General features: G+C 54.7%; 16 protein-coding genes. 6 read left to right on the forward strand and 10 right to left on the reverse strand.

Going from position 1 to position 15,389, the window contains the following annotated elements; translation table 11 throughout:
* The first annotated feature begins 639 nt into the window (after positions 1-639).
* The 4 genes from DW724_RS05240 to DW724_RS05255 all read left to right on the forward strand — a co-directional run bounded on the left by DW724_RS05240 (position 640) and on the right by DW724_RS05255 (position 3,410).
* Complete coding sequence (locus DW724_RS05240; protein ID WP_117492165.1) at positions 640-1,017, forward strand: GntR family transcriptional regulator; 378 nt, start codon at positions 640-642, stop codon at positions 1,015-1,017.
* Positions 1,010-1,714, forward strand: coding sequence for an ABC transporter ATP-binding protein (locus tag DW724_RS05245; RefSeq protein ID WP_110435051.1), 705 nt, complete (start codon positions 1,010-1,012; stop codon positions 1,712-1,714). Before DW724_RS05240 ends, DW724_RS05245 begins: the two co-directional genes overlap by 8 nt.
* Positions 1,708-2,508, forward strand: a complete 801-nt coding sequence (locus tag DW724_RS05250) for a hypothetical protein (RefSeq protein WP_118760876.1) — start codon at positions 1,708-1,710, stop codon at positions 2,506-2,508. Before DW724_RS05245 ends, DW724_RS05250 begins: the two co-directional genes overlap by 7 nt.
* Before the next feature lie 92 nt (positions 2,509-2,600).
* A complete protein-coding gene (locus DW724_RS05255) occupies positions 2,601-3,410 on the forward strand; it encodes a zinc ribbon domain-containing protein (RefSeq protein WP_118760877.1) in 810 nt (269 codons plus the stop codon).
* Positions 3,411-3,694: 284 nt separating this feature from the next.
* Here the strand turns inward: DW724_RS05255 and DW724_RS05260 are convergent, their stop codons facing one another.
* Both DW724_RS05260 and DW724_RS05265 read right to left on the reverse strand, forming a co-directional pair.
* Positions 3,695-4,345 carry a YczE/YyaS/YitT family protein gene (locus tag DW724_RS05260; protein ID WP_118760878.1) on the reverse strand — a complete coding sequence of 217 codons (651 nt, stop codon included), beginning with the start codon at positions 4,343-4,345 and terminating at the stop codon, positions 3,695-3,697.
* Positions 4,346-4,442: 97 nt separating this feature from the next.
* On the reverse strand, positions 4,443-5,156 hold the full coding sequence (locus DW724_RS05265) for a helix-turn-helix transcriptional regulator (protein ID WP_117492159.1): 714 nt from the start codon (positions 5,154-5,156) through the stop codon (positions 4,443-4,445).
* A 359-nt stretch (positions 5,157-5,515) separates the two neighbouring features.
* On the opposite strand from DW724_RS05265, the gene DW724_RS05270 reads away from it, so the two are divergent.
* Positions 5,516-6,001 carry a phosphate-starvation-inducible PsiE family protein gene (locus DW724_RS05270; RefSeq protein WP_118478520.1) on the forward strand — a complete coding sequence of 162 codons (486 nt, stop codon included), beginning with the start codon at positions 5,516-5,518 and terminating at the stop codon, positions 5,999-6,001.
* Positions 6,002-6,271: 270 nt separating this feature from the next.
* On the opposite strand, the gene spo0A is transcribed toward DW724_RS05270, so the two are convergent.
* The 8 genes from spo0A to glyA form a co-directional block, all read right to left on the reverse strand.
* A complete protein-coding gene (gene spo0A, locus DW724_RS05275; protein ID WP_118760879.1) occupies positions 6,272-7,033 on the reverse strand; it encodes a sporulation transcription factor Spo0A in 762 nt (253 codons plus the stop codon).
* 347 nt (positions 7,034-7,380) lie between these two features.
* Positions 7,381-8,388 carry a SpoIVB peptidase gene (spoIVB, locus tag DW724_RS05280; protein ID WP_118760880.1) on the reverse strand — a complete coding sequence of 336 codons (1,008 nt, stop codon included), beginning with the start codon at positions 8,386-8,388 and terminating at the stop codon, positions 7,381-7,383.
* Positions 8,389-8,566: 178 nt separating this feature from the next.
* On the reverse strand, positions 8,567-9,193 hold the full coding sequence (locus DW724_RS05285; RefSeq protein ID WP_118760881.1) for an ECF transporter S component: 627 nt from the start codon (positions 9,191-9,193) through the stop codon (positions 8,567-8,569).
* A gap of 94 nt (positions 9,194-9,287) precedes the next feature.
* Entirely contained in the window at positions 9,288-10,058 is a 771-nt protein-coding gene (locus DW724_RS05290) for a type III pantothenate kinase (RefSeq protein WP_158580219.1), read from the reverse strand.
* Between the two features lie 84 nt (positions 10,059-10,142).
* Positions 10,143-10,496 carry a putative ABC transporter permease gene (locus DW724_RS05295; RefSeq protein WP_243022773.1) on the reverse strand — a complete coding sequence of 118 codons (354 nt, stop codon included), beginning with the start codon at positions 10,494-10,496 and terminating at the stop codon, positions 10,143-10,145.
* Positions 10,497-10,848: 352 nt separating this feature from the next.
* Positions 10,849-11,376, reverse strand: a complete 528-nt coding sequence (locus tag DW724_RS05300; protein WP_117819228.1) for a DUF3592 domain-containing protein — start codon at positions 11,374-11,376, stop codon at positions 10,849-10,851.
* 275 nt (positions 11,377-11,651) lie between these two features.
* Positions 11,652-12,998, reverse strand: coding sequence for a glucose-6-phosphate isomerase (locus DW724_RS05305; protein WP_118563993.1), 1,347 nt, complete (start codon positions 12,996-12,998; stop codon positions 11,652-11,654).
* Positions 12,999-13,221: 223 nt separating this feature from the next.
* The gene (gene glyA / locus DW724_RS05310) at positions 13,222-14,463 is read right to left on the reverse strand and encodes a serine hydroxymethyltransferase (RefSeq protein WP_117752166.1); all 1,242 of its coding nucleotides are present in this window, start codon (positions 14,461-14,463) and stop codon (positions 13,222-13,224) included.
* A gap of 210 nt (positions 14,464-14,673) precedes the next feature.
* On the opposite strand from glyA, the gene nth reads away from it, so the two are divergent.
* Positions 14,674-15,312 (forward strand): endonuclease III, encoded by a 639-nt coding sequence (gene nth, locus DW724_RS05315; protein WP_118563992.1) that lies wholly within the window; start codon positions 14,674-14,676, stop codon positions 15,310-15,312.
* Positions 15,313-15,389: the final 77 nt, after the last annotated feature.

Below are 15,389 nucleotides of genomic sequence, written 5' to 3' on the forward strand. Positions count from 1 at the left end.
GCGAATAGGTTGCGAAAGACACGGAAGAAAAAATCCTCTGCCGTTTCCCATGTCGAAGCGGTCACATATAGGAAATCTGCGCCAGATTAGGAAGCAAGGGAAAGGTAGGAGTCCAAAGAGGAAGGGAAACCGCAGGTGTCCCTTCCTTTTTGCCCCCGCCGCGGGGCGCGGCACCGTTCCCGCGCTCCGCAGAGCGCAACTCCCCGCTGAGGTTCAGCGAAAAACACCCCGCCCGTTAGGGGCGAACCCGCCTGCGGCAGTTCGTGTGCCTCGGTCAGCCGGTGCTGAAAAAAACTGCCGCCCGTTAGGGGCGAACCCGCCTGCGGCAGTTCGTGTGCCCCGGTCAGCCGGTGCAGGAAAAGGAGCCGCCCGTTAGGGGCGAACCCGCCTGCGGCAGTTCGTGTGCCCCGGTCAGCCGGTGCAGAAAAAAGAGCCGCCCGTTAGGGGCGAACCCGCCTGCGGCAGTTCGTGTGCCCCGGTCAGCCGGTGCAGAAAAAGGAGCCGCCCGTTAGGGCGAACCCGCCTGCGGCAGTTCGTGTGCCCCGGTCAGCCGGTGCAGGAAAATTTCAGCAAAGGCTATTGACAAATCTGTATGTTTGTATTATTATCATAATACAATAAAACGAAAGGAGAGAGCTTATGCAATGGGAATTGCGGGGGGATCGTCCGATCTATCAACAGCTTGTGGAAAAGCTGACCGAGCAGATCGTCAGCGGACAGCTTGCGGCGGGTGAAAAGGTACCGCCGGTGCGCGAGCTGGCGGCTCAGGCGGGTGTCAACCCGAACACCATGCAGCGCGCGCTTGCGGAAATGGAGCGCGAGGGCCTGATGTTCACCAACCGCACGAGCGGACGCTATGTAACGGAGGACAGAGAAATGATTGGTAAGGTAAGAGAGCAAATCGCGGGAGAACGCATCACGGAATTTCTGTCCGGCATGAGCCAGCTTGGCTTCACCGAGCAGGACATTGTGGCGCTTCTGGAGAAACGCAGTGGGGAGGAGAAGAACAATGGATAACAACGAACTGGTTATCTGTCAGGGACTGACAAAAAACTACGGTAAAAAGACCGCGCTCAATAATCTGAATCTGACGCTCGGCCGCGGACAGTTTATCGGTCTGCTCGGCCCGAACGGCTCAGGCAAAACAACGACTATCAAGCTGCTGAACGGTCTGCTGCAGCCGACAAGCGGCTCGGTGCTCATTGACGGTCAGGCGCCGGGCACCTACACGCACAGCATCATCAGCTATCTGCCCGACAAAAACTATCTCAACGATGCGATGAAGGTCAACGACCTGATTTCGTTCTTTGCGGATTTTTACACGGATTTTGACCGCGTAAAGGCAACCGACATGCTGGATTCGCTGCAGATCGACCCGCTCAGCCGCCTGAAAACGCTCAGCAAGGGCAATCAGGAGAAGGTGCAGCTCATCCTCACCATGAGCCGCAAGGCGCAGCTGTATGTGCTCGATGAGCCGATCGCGGGTGTTGATCCGGCGGCGCGCGACTACATTCTGAGCACCATTCTCTCGAATTACAGCGAGGACGCGTCCGTTCTGCTGTCTACGCACCTCATCGCGGATGTGGAGCGTGTGCTCGATGAGGTCATTTTCCTCAAGGAAGGCGCGATGGTGCTGCACGATACGGTTGACCATATCCGCGAGGAACACGGAAAATCGGTTGACGCACTGTTCCGGGAGGTGTTTGCATGTTAAAGCTGCTGAAATATGAGTGGAAAGCCTGCGCGCGGACCTGTCTGCCGCTGTACGGCGTGCTGATCTTAATGTCGTTCGTCACACACCTGCTGTACAGTATCCCGCAGAACAGCACGTTCGGCTTTATGCTGCCGGCCATCAGCTCCATGCTGTATATGGGCGTGATGATGGCGGCATTTGTGGTAACGGCGGTCATCCTCATCCAGCGTTTTTACAAAAACCTGCTCGGCAGTGAGGGCTACCTCATGTTCACCCTGCCGGTCACGGTGACGCAGCATTTGCTCAGTAAAACCATTATCGCGGTGGTTATGATCGCGCTGAGCGGCATCGCGGCGTTCCTCAGCATCGGCATTTTTGCCGATATGTCCTTCGGCACCCTGTTTGTCGATATGATAAAGGGTGTGGCGCGGAGCGGCGGCCTGCTGTTCGGGCTGGAGCTGCTCGTGTTGGCGGTGCTCGGCATTGCGGGCATGGCGCTGTTCCTCTATATGTGCATTGCGCTCGGTCATCTGGCAAGCCGTCACCGCCTGCTCATGTCGATCGTGTGGTACGTTGTTCTTTCTACCGCCCTGCAGGTTCTCCTGCTTCTGGTGATGATGGGCGGGGGCAATGTCATGCCGGAGGCGCTTGCCGATGCGATGGTACGCTGGCTTGACAGCACCATGCAGACCATCACGCCGATGGATGCGGCGCATCTCATGCTGCGGTTCTGCTGCGTATTCGAACTCATCAGCGATGCGGTGTATTTCCTTGTGACACGCTGGATTCTCACGCACAAGCTCAATCTCGAATAACAGAAAAAGGATACACACTTGTGTATCCTTTTTCTCTTGCCTGAACGGTATATCTCTGGTATGATGGAGGTAGTAAAAGGGAGGTGTGTCCTGTGAAATGTCAGCACTGTGGTATCCATTTTGACGATGAGGAACGCGTATGTCCGATGTGCGGCGCACGCGCGGGCAGCAAGGGCCGCATGACGAGACCCGCGCCGAAATGGCACGGCAAGCCGCGCGAGACCTACACCGAATATCATCCGACGATAGAGAACAGCAGCTCGGCGAAAACGGCGAAGAGCAAGGCGCGTCCCATCAAGGATAAGCCGAAGAAAAACAGCGCAAAGGGTGCGGTGATTGCGATAATTGTTATCGCGCTGCTGCAGATCGTACCGGCTATCTTCGCGTTTGTGATGGATGATCTGGTGCCGGAGATTGAGAGCAGCTTCGGAAATGCCCCTGCACCGGAGTACGATTCGGATTACAGCTATGCGGCGCAGGATCTCAGCAGCATTCTCGGCACGGACAGCGGCATGGTGATCGATAACAGCGACACCTTCCGTCTGCACTACGACCAGTCGAATGGTGAATGGGCGATTCTGTATACCTCGGCGGACGGCGGCACGTTCAAGAGCACGGCCGACGCGTGGTGTCTGTACGACGACCCCAATGAGTATTACTATCCGGAGGCGTATCCGTCCGATCAGTACGATATGTACACGGTTGCGTTCACGCTGTACGATACCGAGGCGGTAGGGAGCCTGCCGGACTGGTGTCAGTCCATAGCCGATAGCGGCGATGATATTTGGCTGAATTTGTATGTCAGCAAAACCGATGATACGCTGCTCATCGAGGATATGGATGGCATCGGCTTGTTCGGCACGACAGACCCGGTTCCGTATTATCGGGCGCAGAATGTGTGATTTTGTAAAAAACATGAAAAACAACAGCCCCGGTTCTGTCACTTGACAAAACCGGGGCGCCGCGCTGTAATATAGCTGCAAACGGCGGCTCGCTGCACCGAGCCGCCGTTCCCAATAGCTGAAGTATTTGAGGAAATGCCGCTCCGGTCTACGGGGCGGTTTTTGTGTTTTACGGGAGAATTTTGTGCATATGCAAAAGAAAAGGGCAGACCCAATGAGTGAGATGATTCAGTGCCGGAGATGCGACCACAAATAAATTGAAATTGATGATGAAAAATGGAGAATTACCGCTTTCCGGAAATTCTCGCAATGGTTTCCGCCACATTTTCCTGATGCACTTTTGCCGGACGGAACCGCACGGCTGCAAAATTGAGGTTGATCAACGGACCCAGTCCGACGGCGGAAATAATGGTGCCGACACCGACCGGACCGCCGAGAAAGAAGCCGATGACCGTTACGAGCACATCCACGACCGCGCGGCACGCACCGGCAGACCGCCCGAACTTACGCGCGAGCGCGACCATCAGCGCGTCACGGGGGCCGCTGCCGAGCGCGCTTTTCATGTACAGCCAGGTGCCGAGCGCAAGCAGCTCCAGACCGCCGATGAGCATGGCAATGCCGCTCACCAATCCGTGCGTCTGCGGGATGAGGTGCGCCGCCTGGATCGCGTCGATTATGACCGCGCAGCCCGCAATGTTAATGATCGTGCCTAAGCCGAAGCTCTCACCGAAGAGCACAGCCGTGAGGATGGCTGCCGCGCCTGCGATAGCGGACGCCGTGCCGTAGGTCATGCCGGTTCGCAGCGACATGCCCTGCTGCAGCACACTCCACGGCTCAAGTCCGACATTTGCCTGCAGCATCATCGCAATGCCGATCGAGCTGACCGCAACCCCCAGGATCAGCCAGAACAACCGGCGCATGTAATTTTGAAACATGAGAGCATCCTCCTGCTATCAGACTAAAGCGAAGTAAAGTAAAACGGCAAAATCGGAAGAATTTCGCTCCGGTTTTGCCGTTTGAGTTTTGATCTTGTTATTCCGAAGCGGAATTGCTGTCGTCCTTTTTAATCTGGGAAAGATAGCGGTACACACTGGCCTGCGAGCAGTGCAGCGCGTCGGCCACATCCTTGACCGCGCCCTTGAGCAGGAAAATGCCGCCGCTTTCGAGCGAGGCGATGATCTGCATCCGTTCATCGGGCGTGAGCCGGTCGGCGGTCACGCCGAGGCGGATGAGTTCGCGGCCGACCGCATCGCCTGCCACCGCGTCGATCGAGTTGTGGAAGCTCTCGGTCGTTGCCGGAACCGCTCGCGGGAATGGATCACCGGGTTCGGCCTGCTGCGGTGCGATATGGTCGTCGATAAAAATATCCGGATGACACAGCCGCAGCACGTTTTCGCTGGCGGCCAGATACCGGCTGTCGTCAAAGTTGATGCACAGCATGCCGACCAGCTTGCCGTTGTGCTTGATGAACATTGTGCTCGAGCGCAGCGTCTTGCCCTCGGCAGAGAGACCGCAGTAGTGCAGGCGGTAGTCCTGCGTTTCGTAGCTTTTGTCCATCAGGATTTTGAGCGCCACATTGGTAAGCGGTGCGCCGATCTCCCGGCCACTGATGTGATTGTTGGCGATGGCTACTATAGAGCGGTTTTTGTCGGTCATATCATGCAGAGCAACCTCATAATCCGGTCCAAGTGCCTGTCCGAGAAATTCTGTCAGCTTGATGTAGTGCTGCAACAGCGGATTAGCCATTTGCCCACCCCGTTTCAAAGAATTTTCTTTGCAGTGCCTTTGATTGCATGGCATTGCCTTTTTATTAGTTTACTCTAATATTATTATAGCTTAACAATGATAAGTTTGTCAAAAAATAAACGCGAATAATTTCTCACAACAAAAATAAAAAGTTATTATGCAAAATAACTAAAATGAGGATAAAGTGCATAAAAAACTTGTGAAAAACCAGTGAACCATACAAAACTTGTTAAAATAATTGACAAGGCGCAAAAACTATGTTAAATTTATATCAAGGAATGAGACACAGACTGATAAAAAATTACAAAACTGAAGAAAAGGGAATGTAAAGAATGAGGAGTAGAGAAAGGGAGATTGCCATGAATTCTGATTTTCGAGACAAACTCTCCAACGCCGCGACAGCGGTTGAGATCACCCTTGGCATGGTGATCCTGATCGCGTGTATTGTGTCCGGCATCGGCATGGTCGCCATGACCGATATGAACAAGCTGTTCGGTGATCCGGCGTATCTGCAGGCACGCATGAGCTCGGCCTGCCTGATCATCATCGGCATCGAGCTGATCAAGATGATCACCAGCTACACCATCGACTCGGTGGTTGACGTTATGCTCCTCGCCATCGCGCGCCAGATGATCGTCGAGCATACCTCGCCGATCGAGAATCTGATCGCCGTGCTGTCGATCGGCATCCTGTTCGTGATCCGGAAGTATCTGTATATTTCGCGTCTGGACCGCCGCCGCAGCAAGAAGGAGATCGAGGAGGACATCCGCGCAGAGGTTCTCGGCGTGGAGAACTGTAACGAGCCGAAAAAGCCGGAACCGCCCGAGATTGGCTCATTGATTTGACATAAGGAAAATGCATATCACCTGAAAACCGCAGCGCCCGAGAGGGCGCTGCGGTTTTTCGTTGGAAAGGCTGCAAATAAATTGTTTCATTTATTCACAATATCAGAAAAAGTTTATAGGCTTGAACCCGCGCTTCACGCACACTTTCGCTATGTTGGCAGGCTTGTGAGTGATTAACTGCGATTCACATAACAGTGTAAATAGTACGCATACGATACCGATAAATCGCAATCTGAATGATATTACTGCTTCGTGCGTTGTAAATTTGCTTTACGCCCCAAACCGCATCTGCAGGCGCAGCCGGTCGGCAATCATCGAGATAAATTCGCTATTAGTCGGTTTGCCCTTGATGCCCGAAACTGTGTAGCCGAAGTAATTCTGCAGGGTTTCGATGTCGCCGCGATCCCATGCGACCTCGATCGCGTGCCGGATGGCGCGCTCCACGCGGGAGGAGGTCGTCTTGAACTTTTTGGCAATCGACGGATACAGAACCTTGGTGATGGCGCTGACCGACTCGATATCCTCGACTGCCATCATGATGGCCTCGCGCAGATACTGGTAGCCCTTGATGTGCGCCGGCACACCCACCTGATGAATCACCTCGGTCACGCGGAGCTCAAGCGCCATGCTTTCCTCGGCCTTGACCGCGCGCAGCTGACCGGCCCGCCACAGGCGAAGCCGCTCGCAGACCGCCTGCGGCTCCATCGGTTTGCGCAGGAACAGATCCACGCCGAGCGCCGCGCATTCCGCGCCGATTTGCGGGCTTGCAAACGCCGAGAATACCATTACCGCCGGATGCGGTCCGTCCTGCTCGTGCAGGCGGCTGAGCACGCTCATGCCGTCCATCACCGGCAGCATCAGTTCAATGATAAGTACATCCGGCCGCAGCTCATTGACTGCGGAAAGTGCCTTTTCGCCGTTTTCCGCAATGCCGACCAGCTCAAAATCGTCCGCACTGTCCAGTACCGCCGACATACGCGCGCAAAATTCGGTGTCGTCGTCTGCAAGTAAAACTCTAATTTTCTCATCCATATGTCATAACCAGCTTTCCGATAAAGTTTATCTCTTTTTCTTGGCAATAGATTACCATATACTACCATAACTTGCAAGACCTTTTGTAAAAATATGGACAGAAAATTGCAGACAGAATTCGACAAAATCTGTCGATTTACCCGAAACGACCGGTCAGACCGACCGCTTTTGCAATTTCTGCATATTTTCAAAATTCCCCGGCAATAGACAAAATACAAGCAAAACTGCGGTTTTCGACAACAAAACAGTGGCGATTAACCCAAAAGAAAGGGCGCACAATGTGCGCCCAAACGCAAGGTAAACCCATCACAAATTACGAACTGCTGATTCCTGATTGCTCATGAAATCTAACTCGCTTTGAGCATTTTCTCCATCGAAATTCCATACCCCTCCATCGGATTATCGACCAGCACATGCGTTACCGCGCCGATCAGCTTGCCGTTCTGCAGGATCGGACTGCCGCTCATGCCCTGCACGATGCCGCCGGTTTTCTCCGCAAGCTGCGAATCGGTCACGCGGAGCATCATGCTGCGCCCGTATTCGTCGTTCGCCGGATAGAGCTTGACAATCTGGACAGAATAACGCTGCACGCTGTCGCCGTCCACGTTGGACAGGATTTCCGCGTCACCGATTTTGATTTCGTCTGCCGACGCGACCGGCACGCACTGCAGCTCGCTGTACAGCGAATCGTCCGTCATGGTGCCGAAAATGCCGCTTTCTGTGTTCTGCGCCACGGTTCCAAGCGATTTTTTAGTCGAAAATTCGCCCTGCAGCGAACCCGGTTCACCCGCCTTGCCGCGCTGCACGCTGCTCACCGTCGAGTGAATGATCGTGCCCTCCTGCAGCGGCAGCAGCACACCGGTCTCGCTGTCGCAGATGCCGTGACCGAGCGAGCCGAACGCGCCGGTCTGCGGGTCAACGTAGGTCAGCGTGCCGATTCCTGCCAGACTGTCGCGCGCGAGCACGCCGATGCGGTACGCACCGGTTTTGTCCCTGCACGGCGTCACCGTGACGCTTTTCTCCGCGTCTCCGCGCTCGAGCGTCAGCTTGATCGGCTGTCCCGCCGAGAGCGCGACCTGCTTCTGCAGATCGTCGTTCGAGTGCAGCGCCGTCTCACCGGCCTTGCACAGCACATCGCCCTCCTGCACGCCCGCCTCCTTCGCAGGGGAGCGCGCGCCGTCCGCGCCCTGCACCTCGGTCAGCTGCACGATCAGCACGCCCTCTGCCTGCATTTTGATGCCGACCGTGTGCCCGATCGGGATGACCTCGGCGATTTTTGCCGCCTGCGCGGAGACTGTTACCGCAAACAGCAGGAACAGGGCGAGCGCCGTGCGTTTTGCGTGATTTTTTTGCATTTTTTCACCTCCGCTATTACTATGCCGCGCGGAGCATGAAAACAACGCTGTGAACCTTTTCTATTCTGCCGGACATTTGGCGGCACGGAAATTCTCTGGGCGCGGAAAGGTTTTCCGGGAACGCAAAACGGCAGTTTCTCTGCGAAAAATGAGAGAAACTGCCGCAATTAGCAATTATTTATTCTGCTTTTGCAGGTGCACGATGACCGAGGAACGATGCTACCGCACGGGCGAGCACGCCGCCGACCGCACAGCCGACGATGATCTCGATCAGACCCTGTACGCCGACCAGTGCAACCACGAAGGACAGCGGGTTAGCCACGCCGAGAGAGGCAACGCGCTCCTGCACGAAGTCGGTCTTGTAGAACACCAGAACAATGTAACCCATGAAGAAAATGGTATTCAGCAGCGGCGCGGACAGCGCACCAACGAAATAGCTCCAGCTCTTCTTGTGGTCCACGCGGCGCAGCACGCAGAACAGCAGGCCGACGCACCAGCCCATCAGCACGCGCATGACAACGCACAGCACGAAGGTGTTGATCGGGCTGATCTGGAAAAGTGCACCGGTCATACCGCCGCCTGCAAGCGCATCCTTAAAGCTGACACAGCCGAACACGCCGCCGAGAATCGCACCGGCGGTCGGGCCCATGGTCATCGCGCCGACAGCGATCGGCACGGTCAGGAACGACATGTACAGCGGGCCGACCGGCACGCTGCCCAGACCCATCAGCTTCATCACGACCTCGATCGCCGCAAGCAGCGCCAGCTGCGCGAGATACCGTACGTTGGTAGTTTTGTTATTCATTTGTAATTCCTCCTGCTGCCGTCCTGCTTTGACAGGTACAGCGCAATACAAAAATTGTGGTGGTCAGCGATAGAAATTCGCTGCCAAATCTCTTTCAACCCCGATTTTTCTTCCAAATCAGGTGCAGACCGTCGAGCACAAGGCTTTCATCGTACTCGAACGGGATACGCAGATAGGGAGTGACGAGCGGCGCAAGCTCTCCGGTAAGCACCACATAGGGCGTTTCTCCGAGCGCCTCCGCAAAGCGTTCGACCATGCCGTCCACGAGCGACGCGGCACCGTAAACCGCGCCGACGCGCATGGCATCGACCGTGTTCCGGGCGAGAATGCCCTCGTCCTTGGCGTCGATAGCGACCGCCGGAAGCTGCGCCGCCTGCTCGCGGAGCGCGAGCAGACTCAGCTGCACGCCCGCCGTGATGGCCGAGCCGACCAGCGCACCGGACTGGTCGAGCGCGGTGAACGTGGTCGCGGTGCCGAGCGTAACCGCCACGCACGGCAGCTTTCCCTTGGCACGGGCGGCCACCGCAGCGGCTACGCGGTCCGAGCCGACCTGCCGCGGCTGCTCGGAGCGGATGTTGAGTCCGGTCTTGACGCCGCTTGATACCTCGATGACGTCGCAGATGCCGAGCAGGCGCAGCGCACCCTCGAGCACGCCGACCATGCTCGGAACGACCGAGCTGACAATACCGCCGTGGATGCGACGCACGTTCACGCCGTACAGCAAAAGCACCTGCTGCAGCTTGCAGGCGTAGTCATCGCGCGTCAGCTTGGGCTCGGTTGCGATGGAGGCAGAAAAAACCTGTCCGTCCTCCTCATAGCCGCCGAGCAAAACGCGGCTGTTTCCTGCGTTGACTGCAATCAGCATGGTGTGTCTCCTTTTCTGCATAGTTTACCACTATTATAAGACATTGAAAACCGTATTGCAAGGGGAGAGGCACACATTTCCGTCTTATTTCGGCAGCATGATCGGCGCGGCGAGCAGCGTCCACAGCACGGCGTATTTCGGGCAGATCTGCCCTTGAACATTGCCGAATTCGTGCGAGTAATCCCACACGCGCAGCCGGAAATGCCGGTTGACCGTGCAGCCGACCACATATTCCGCCGCCGTGATGCATGCCGCGCCGCACAGGCAGCGGGAGAGCGGGTTTTCCTCGTGTACGCGCCGCCGCAGCTGCCGCAGACCGACCAGAACCGCACCGCCGGTCAGCGCCATGGTCCAGTGGGTGCGTCCGCGCCAGAGAAGCTCAAGCGCGGCGTAACCGGCCGCGCCCAGCGCAAAGACTGCGGGAGTTTGCAGTTTCATTTTCATCACCGCATTTATTTTGCCCGGAATGGCTGGATTTACGCAAGGGTGGAGTAATTGAGAATGGAGAATGAGCGTGGAGATTTGGCATTTTCCATTCTCAATTTGGCATACGCGCAAAATAAAAAGGAGAGAGCACAGCGCGCTCTCCTTGAATACAGCAAAGAGATCAGTCCTCCCTTTTACCTTTTGTGTTGATATAAGCCTATCCGCCAATCCCTCAGTCGATTTGACGGAACTTTAAGCATTGGAAAAGGAGCAAGGTGGGGTTTAACCTTGCTCCTATCGGTCAGAATATGCTATTCAGTTCAACAAACTGGAATTTGTCTGATTAGCAATTATCTTTTGCAATTTATAACTGCATCAAAAAGAATACCAGTACACTCGAGAGTATTGTTACTGTCCCCATTATGATAAACATCATGGAAGTAAAACTTTTTGAAATTGGTCTATCAACATAGCACTTTTTAGGATTGTTTGGATTATAATAAACTGTCATCTTACTGTTGATAGGCCACAACTGCTCCGCAAATTGACGCAAATTTGCAATAGCTCCAGTTTTTACATGTAGCCATCCTTTTTCATCTTCATAGACTTCTGATTTCATCGGTACAGGTACTCCTGATAGTTGCGTTGTTATAATTCCTCGAAATTTTTTCTTTGCTTTATAACAAGTTCCATTCACAAAGTACTCAACGATTGGGTACACTCTTCCATTTCCAGGAAACCCATATTGTTTAACAATACCGTCTGTCTTTTTTGTACACAATTTATTCTGTCTTTTTACAATGATATTGAAAGTAACTCCTAGTAGAACTAATATTACACCAAGACCTCCAACTGTCATCAATTCTAACCATGCAATTTGTATTTCAGCCATAGTTTCATCACCTCAAGTTCCGATTTTTATATTTGATTATAAAATAGATGTCTGCTGTTTGCAATGTATATTTATAAGCTCATTTCCCATAAGTACACAATTCTGAAAAGAGAGAATTCTTTTGTATCATACAATAATTTTTGTGCTTCTTTCGAGGCATGAAAAGATGCCGAAGTTGCCTTCGGCATCTTTTGGGTATCCAGTATCGGTTATGTGCGTGATTTAGTGAAATCACCGGAGTTATACCCCATCAATACAAAGGGTAAAAGGGACGATCAGTCTTCCAGCTTGACACGCGCCTCAAGGTACTTTCTCCGCTCCTCAAAACCCGATCTGCCCAGAAGTGCAAACATATTCTTCTTATAATCCTCAACACCCGGCTGATTAAACGGATTTACGCCGAGCAGGTAACCCGAAATGCCGCAGGCCTTCTCGAAAAAGTAGACCAGATAGCCGAAATGCCAGGCGTCCGTGCGGTCGATCTCGAGGATGATATTCGGCGTGCCGCCGTCCATGTGGGCGATCAGCGTGCCCTCGTACGCCTTCTGGTTGACGTGCTGCACGGTCTGACCTGCCAGATAATTCAGGCCGTCGATATCCTCTTCGGTATGCTCGATGGTAATCTCGGAGCGCGGTTCCTTGACCCACAGCACGGTCTCGAACATGATGCGCGAGCCGTCCTGAATGAACTGACCGATGGAATGCAGGTCGGTGGAGAAATTCGCTGAGGTGACGAACAGACCCTTATGGTCCTTGCCCTCGGACTCATCGAACAGCTGCTTGAGCCATTCGCCGAGCATGACGAGCGACGGCTCGTAATTTACCATGATCTCCATGGATTTGCCCTTGAACAGCAGCAGATTGCGCAGTGCCGCATAGCGCGCGCAGTCGTGCAAGGAGCCCTGAGAATAGTTCTCGCGGGAGGCGGCAGCGCCCGCCATCACCGCGTCAATGTCCAGACCGGCTGCAGCCATCGGCAGCAGACCGACCGGCGTGAGCACCGAGAAACGGCCGCCGATGTTATCCGGCACAATAAAGGTCTCGTAGCCCTCGTCATCCGCCAGCTTTTTGAGCGCGCCGCGCTCCTTATCCGTCGTGGCGAAAATGCGCTCGCGCGCTCCCTCCTTGCCGTATTTGCTTTCGCACAGCTTTTTCAGCTCGCGGAAGGCGATGGCAGGCTCGGTGGTCGTGCCCGACTTCGAGATGATGTTGATGCAGAAATCGCGGTCACCGATCATCTTGATAATGTCGTTTAAGTAGGACGACGAAATGTTGTTGCCGGCAAAGTACACCTCCGGAATGCCCTCCGGACGGACCTGGTTGTAGAACTGACCGTTTACGAACTCGATGGCTGCCCGTGCCCCTAAATACGAGCCGCCGATGCCGATGACGATCAGCACATCGCAGGTCTGCTGAATCTTCTTTGCCGCCTGCTTGATGCGCGCAAACTCGTCCCGGTCATAATCCACCGGCAGATTCAGCCAGCCAAGAAAATCGTTTCCGGCGCCAGTGCCGTTCACGAGCGTGTCCTGCGCTGCCGCGACCTGCGCGGTGTAGTCCGCAATCTCGGCCTCGGTTCGGACAAATCGCCGGAGACCGGTCAGTTTCAGTTTAATTCCCATTACTGCATTTCCCCTTTTGTTATTTCCTCCAAGCCATTTGGCGGGATTTGCTCTCCCTCTCGTATCTAAGTATAGCATACTGACGGAAAAAGGCAAGCATTTTGTTCAAACCTTACAAAAACTTTATCTACTCGACTGTTTCTGACAGGTAATTTTGCATTATGCAAACCGAACAAAGCCAACCAAAAAGCCGATTCCCATAGTAGAGAATCGGCAAAAAATGTTAGTAAATTGGAAAATTTGCGCAGATATCGCGTACATTTCGGCGGATATCGTTTGCCTTGTTGTCGAAATCGGTTGCGGCCTGCCAGATGAACTCGGCAATGCGGAGCATCTCCGGCGCACCGAAGCCGCGGGTGGTGACAGCGGGCGTGCCGATGCGCATGCCCGAGGTGACGAACGGACTTTCCGGGTCGTTCGGGATGGCATTCTTGTTGGCGGTGATGTACACCTCGTCCAGACGGCGCTGCAGCTCCTTGCCGGTCACGCCGGTCTTTCGCAGGTCGATGAGCATAAGGTGGTTGTCCGTGCCGCCGCTGACCAGATCGAAGCCCTGCTTCTGGAGTGCGTCCGCGAGCACGCGGGCATTGGTGACAACATTCTGCTGATATGCCTTAAACTCCGGCTTGAGTGCCTCACCGAAGCAGACCGCCTTTGCGGCGATGACATGCTCGAGCGGGCCGCCCTGTGTGCCGGGGAAGATGGCCTTGTTAAACTTCTTTGCCAGTTCCTCATCGTTCGTCAGGATGACGCCGCCGCGCGGACCGCGCAGCGTCTTGTGCGTGGTGGTGGTGACGACATCCGCGTAGGGAACCGGACTCTGGTGCAGACCGGCAGCCACCAGACCGGCAATGTGCGCCATGTCAACGAACAGGTACGCGCCGACCTCGTGTGCGATTTCAGCGAATTTTGCAAAGTCGATGGCGCGCGGGTACGCGGACGCACCGGCGATGATCATCTTCGGCTGCTCCTTTTTTGCAAGGGCACGGAGCGCATCATAGTCAATGAGACCGTTCTCATCCACGCCGTAGGGCACGATGTTGTACAGCAGGCCGGACTGATTGACCGGCGAGCCGTGGGTCAGGTGACCGCCGTTGTCCAGGCTCATGCCGAGCACGGTATCACCCGGCTTGCACAGCGCCTGATAGACCGCCATGTTCGCCTGCGCGCCCGAGTGCGGCTGCACGTTTGCGTATTTCGCGCCGAACAGCTGGCACACGCGGTGGATGGCGAGGTTTTCTACCTCATCGACGCATTCGCAGCCGCCGTAGTAGCGCTTGCCGGGATAGCCTTCGGCGTACTTGTTGGTCAGCACGCTGCCCATTGCCGCCATAACAGCCTCGCTGACGATGTTTTCCGAGGCGATCAACTCAATGTTGCGCGCCTGTCGTTTGTATTCCGCTTCGATCATACGTCCGAGTTCGGGGTCGAACGCCGTCACGAAGTCCATTGCTTGACGAACCATGATACAGCCTCCTGCTGGATAAGAATTTACTATTATAATTAAACCACATTTTTCGCATGGAATCTATTGACAAACATCTGATTTTTGCGTTAACGCTTCAGCAGTTTATAGTGAAATTGTTACATTGTGCATTTTTGTGCAAACAGTTGCCCTTTTTTCGACGATATGTTACAATACCAGTAGGATTATTTGGGGAGAGAGGATAACACAATGACCAAGAAAGAACGTGCCGCCGCCGTTACCGAGCTGTTGAAAACCGTCTATCCGGAGGCGGTCTGCGCCCTGCATTATACACACGATTACGAACTGCTGTTCGCCACCCGGCTTTCCGCGCAGTGCACGGACGCGCGCGTCAATATTGTGACAGAAAAATTATTCAAGCAGTTTCCGACCCTGCAGAGCTTCGCGGATGCGTCCGAGGAGGAGATTGCCGAGGCCATCAAGACCTGCGGCCTGTTCCGCACCAAAGCGCGCGACCTTAAGGCGTGCGCCATGATGCTGATTGCCAATTACGGCGGCAGGGTGCCGGATACCATGGAGGAGCTGCTCAAGCTCCCGGGCGTCGGCCGCAAGACCGCCAACCTCATCCTCGGGGATATTTTCGGCAAACCGGCCATTGTGTGCGATACGCACTGCATCCGTTTGTCCAACCGGCTGGGCTTCGTCAAGAACGAGAAGGACCCGGTCAAGGTGGAGAACGCCCTGAGAAAGCTGCTCGACCCGGCGGAGTCGTCCGATTTCTGCCATCGGCTGGTGCTGTTCGGCCGCGAGCACTGCACCGCCCGCAGCCCGAAGTGTGAGGGCTGTCCGCTCGGCGCGGTGTGCCCGTCGTATCCCATTGCGAAATAACATAGAGAAAAAGTAGGACTTTGAGAAAAAACGCAAAAAATCCACTTGACAAATTCTCATCGTGGGAATATACTGAT

Origin of the sequence: Butyricicoccus sp. AM27-36, assembly GCF_003480945.1 — a bacterium.
GTDB classification, from domain to species: domain Bacteria; phylum Bacillota; class Clostridia; order Oscillospirales; family Butyricicoccaceae; genus Agathobaculum; species Agathobaculum butyriciproducens.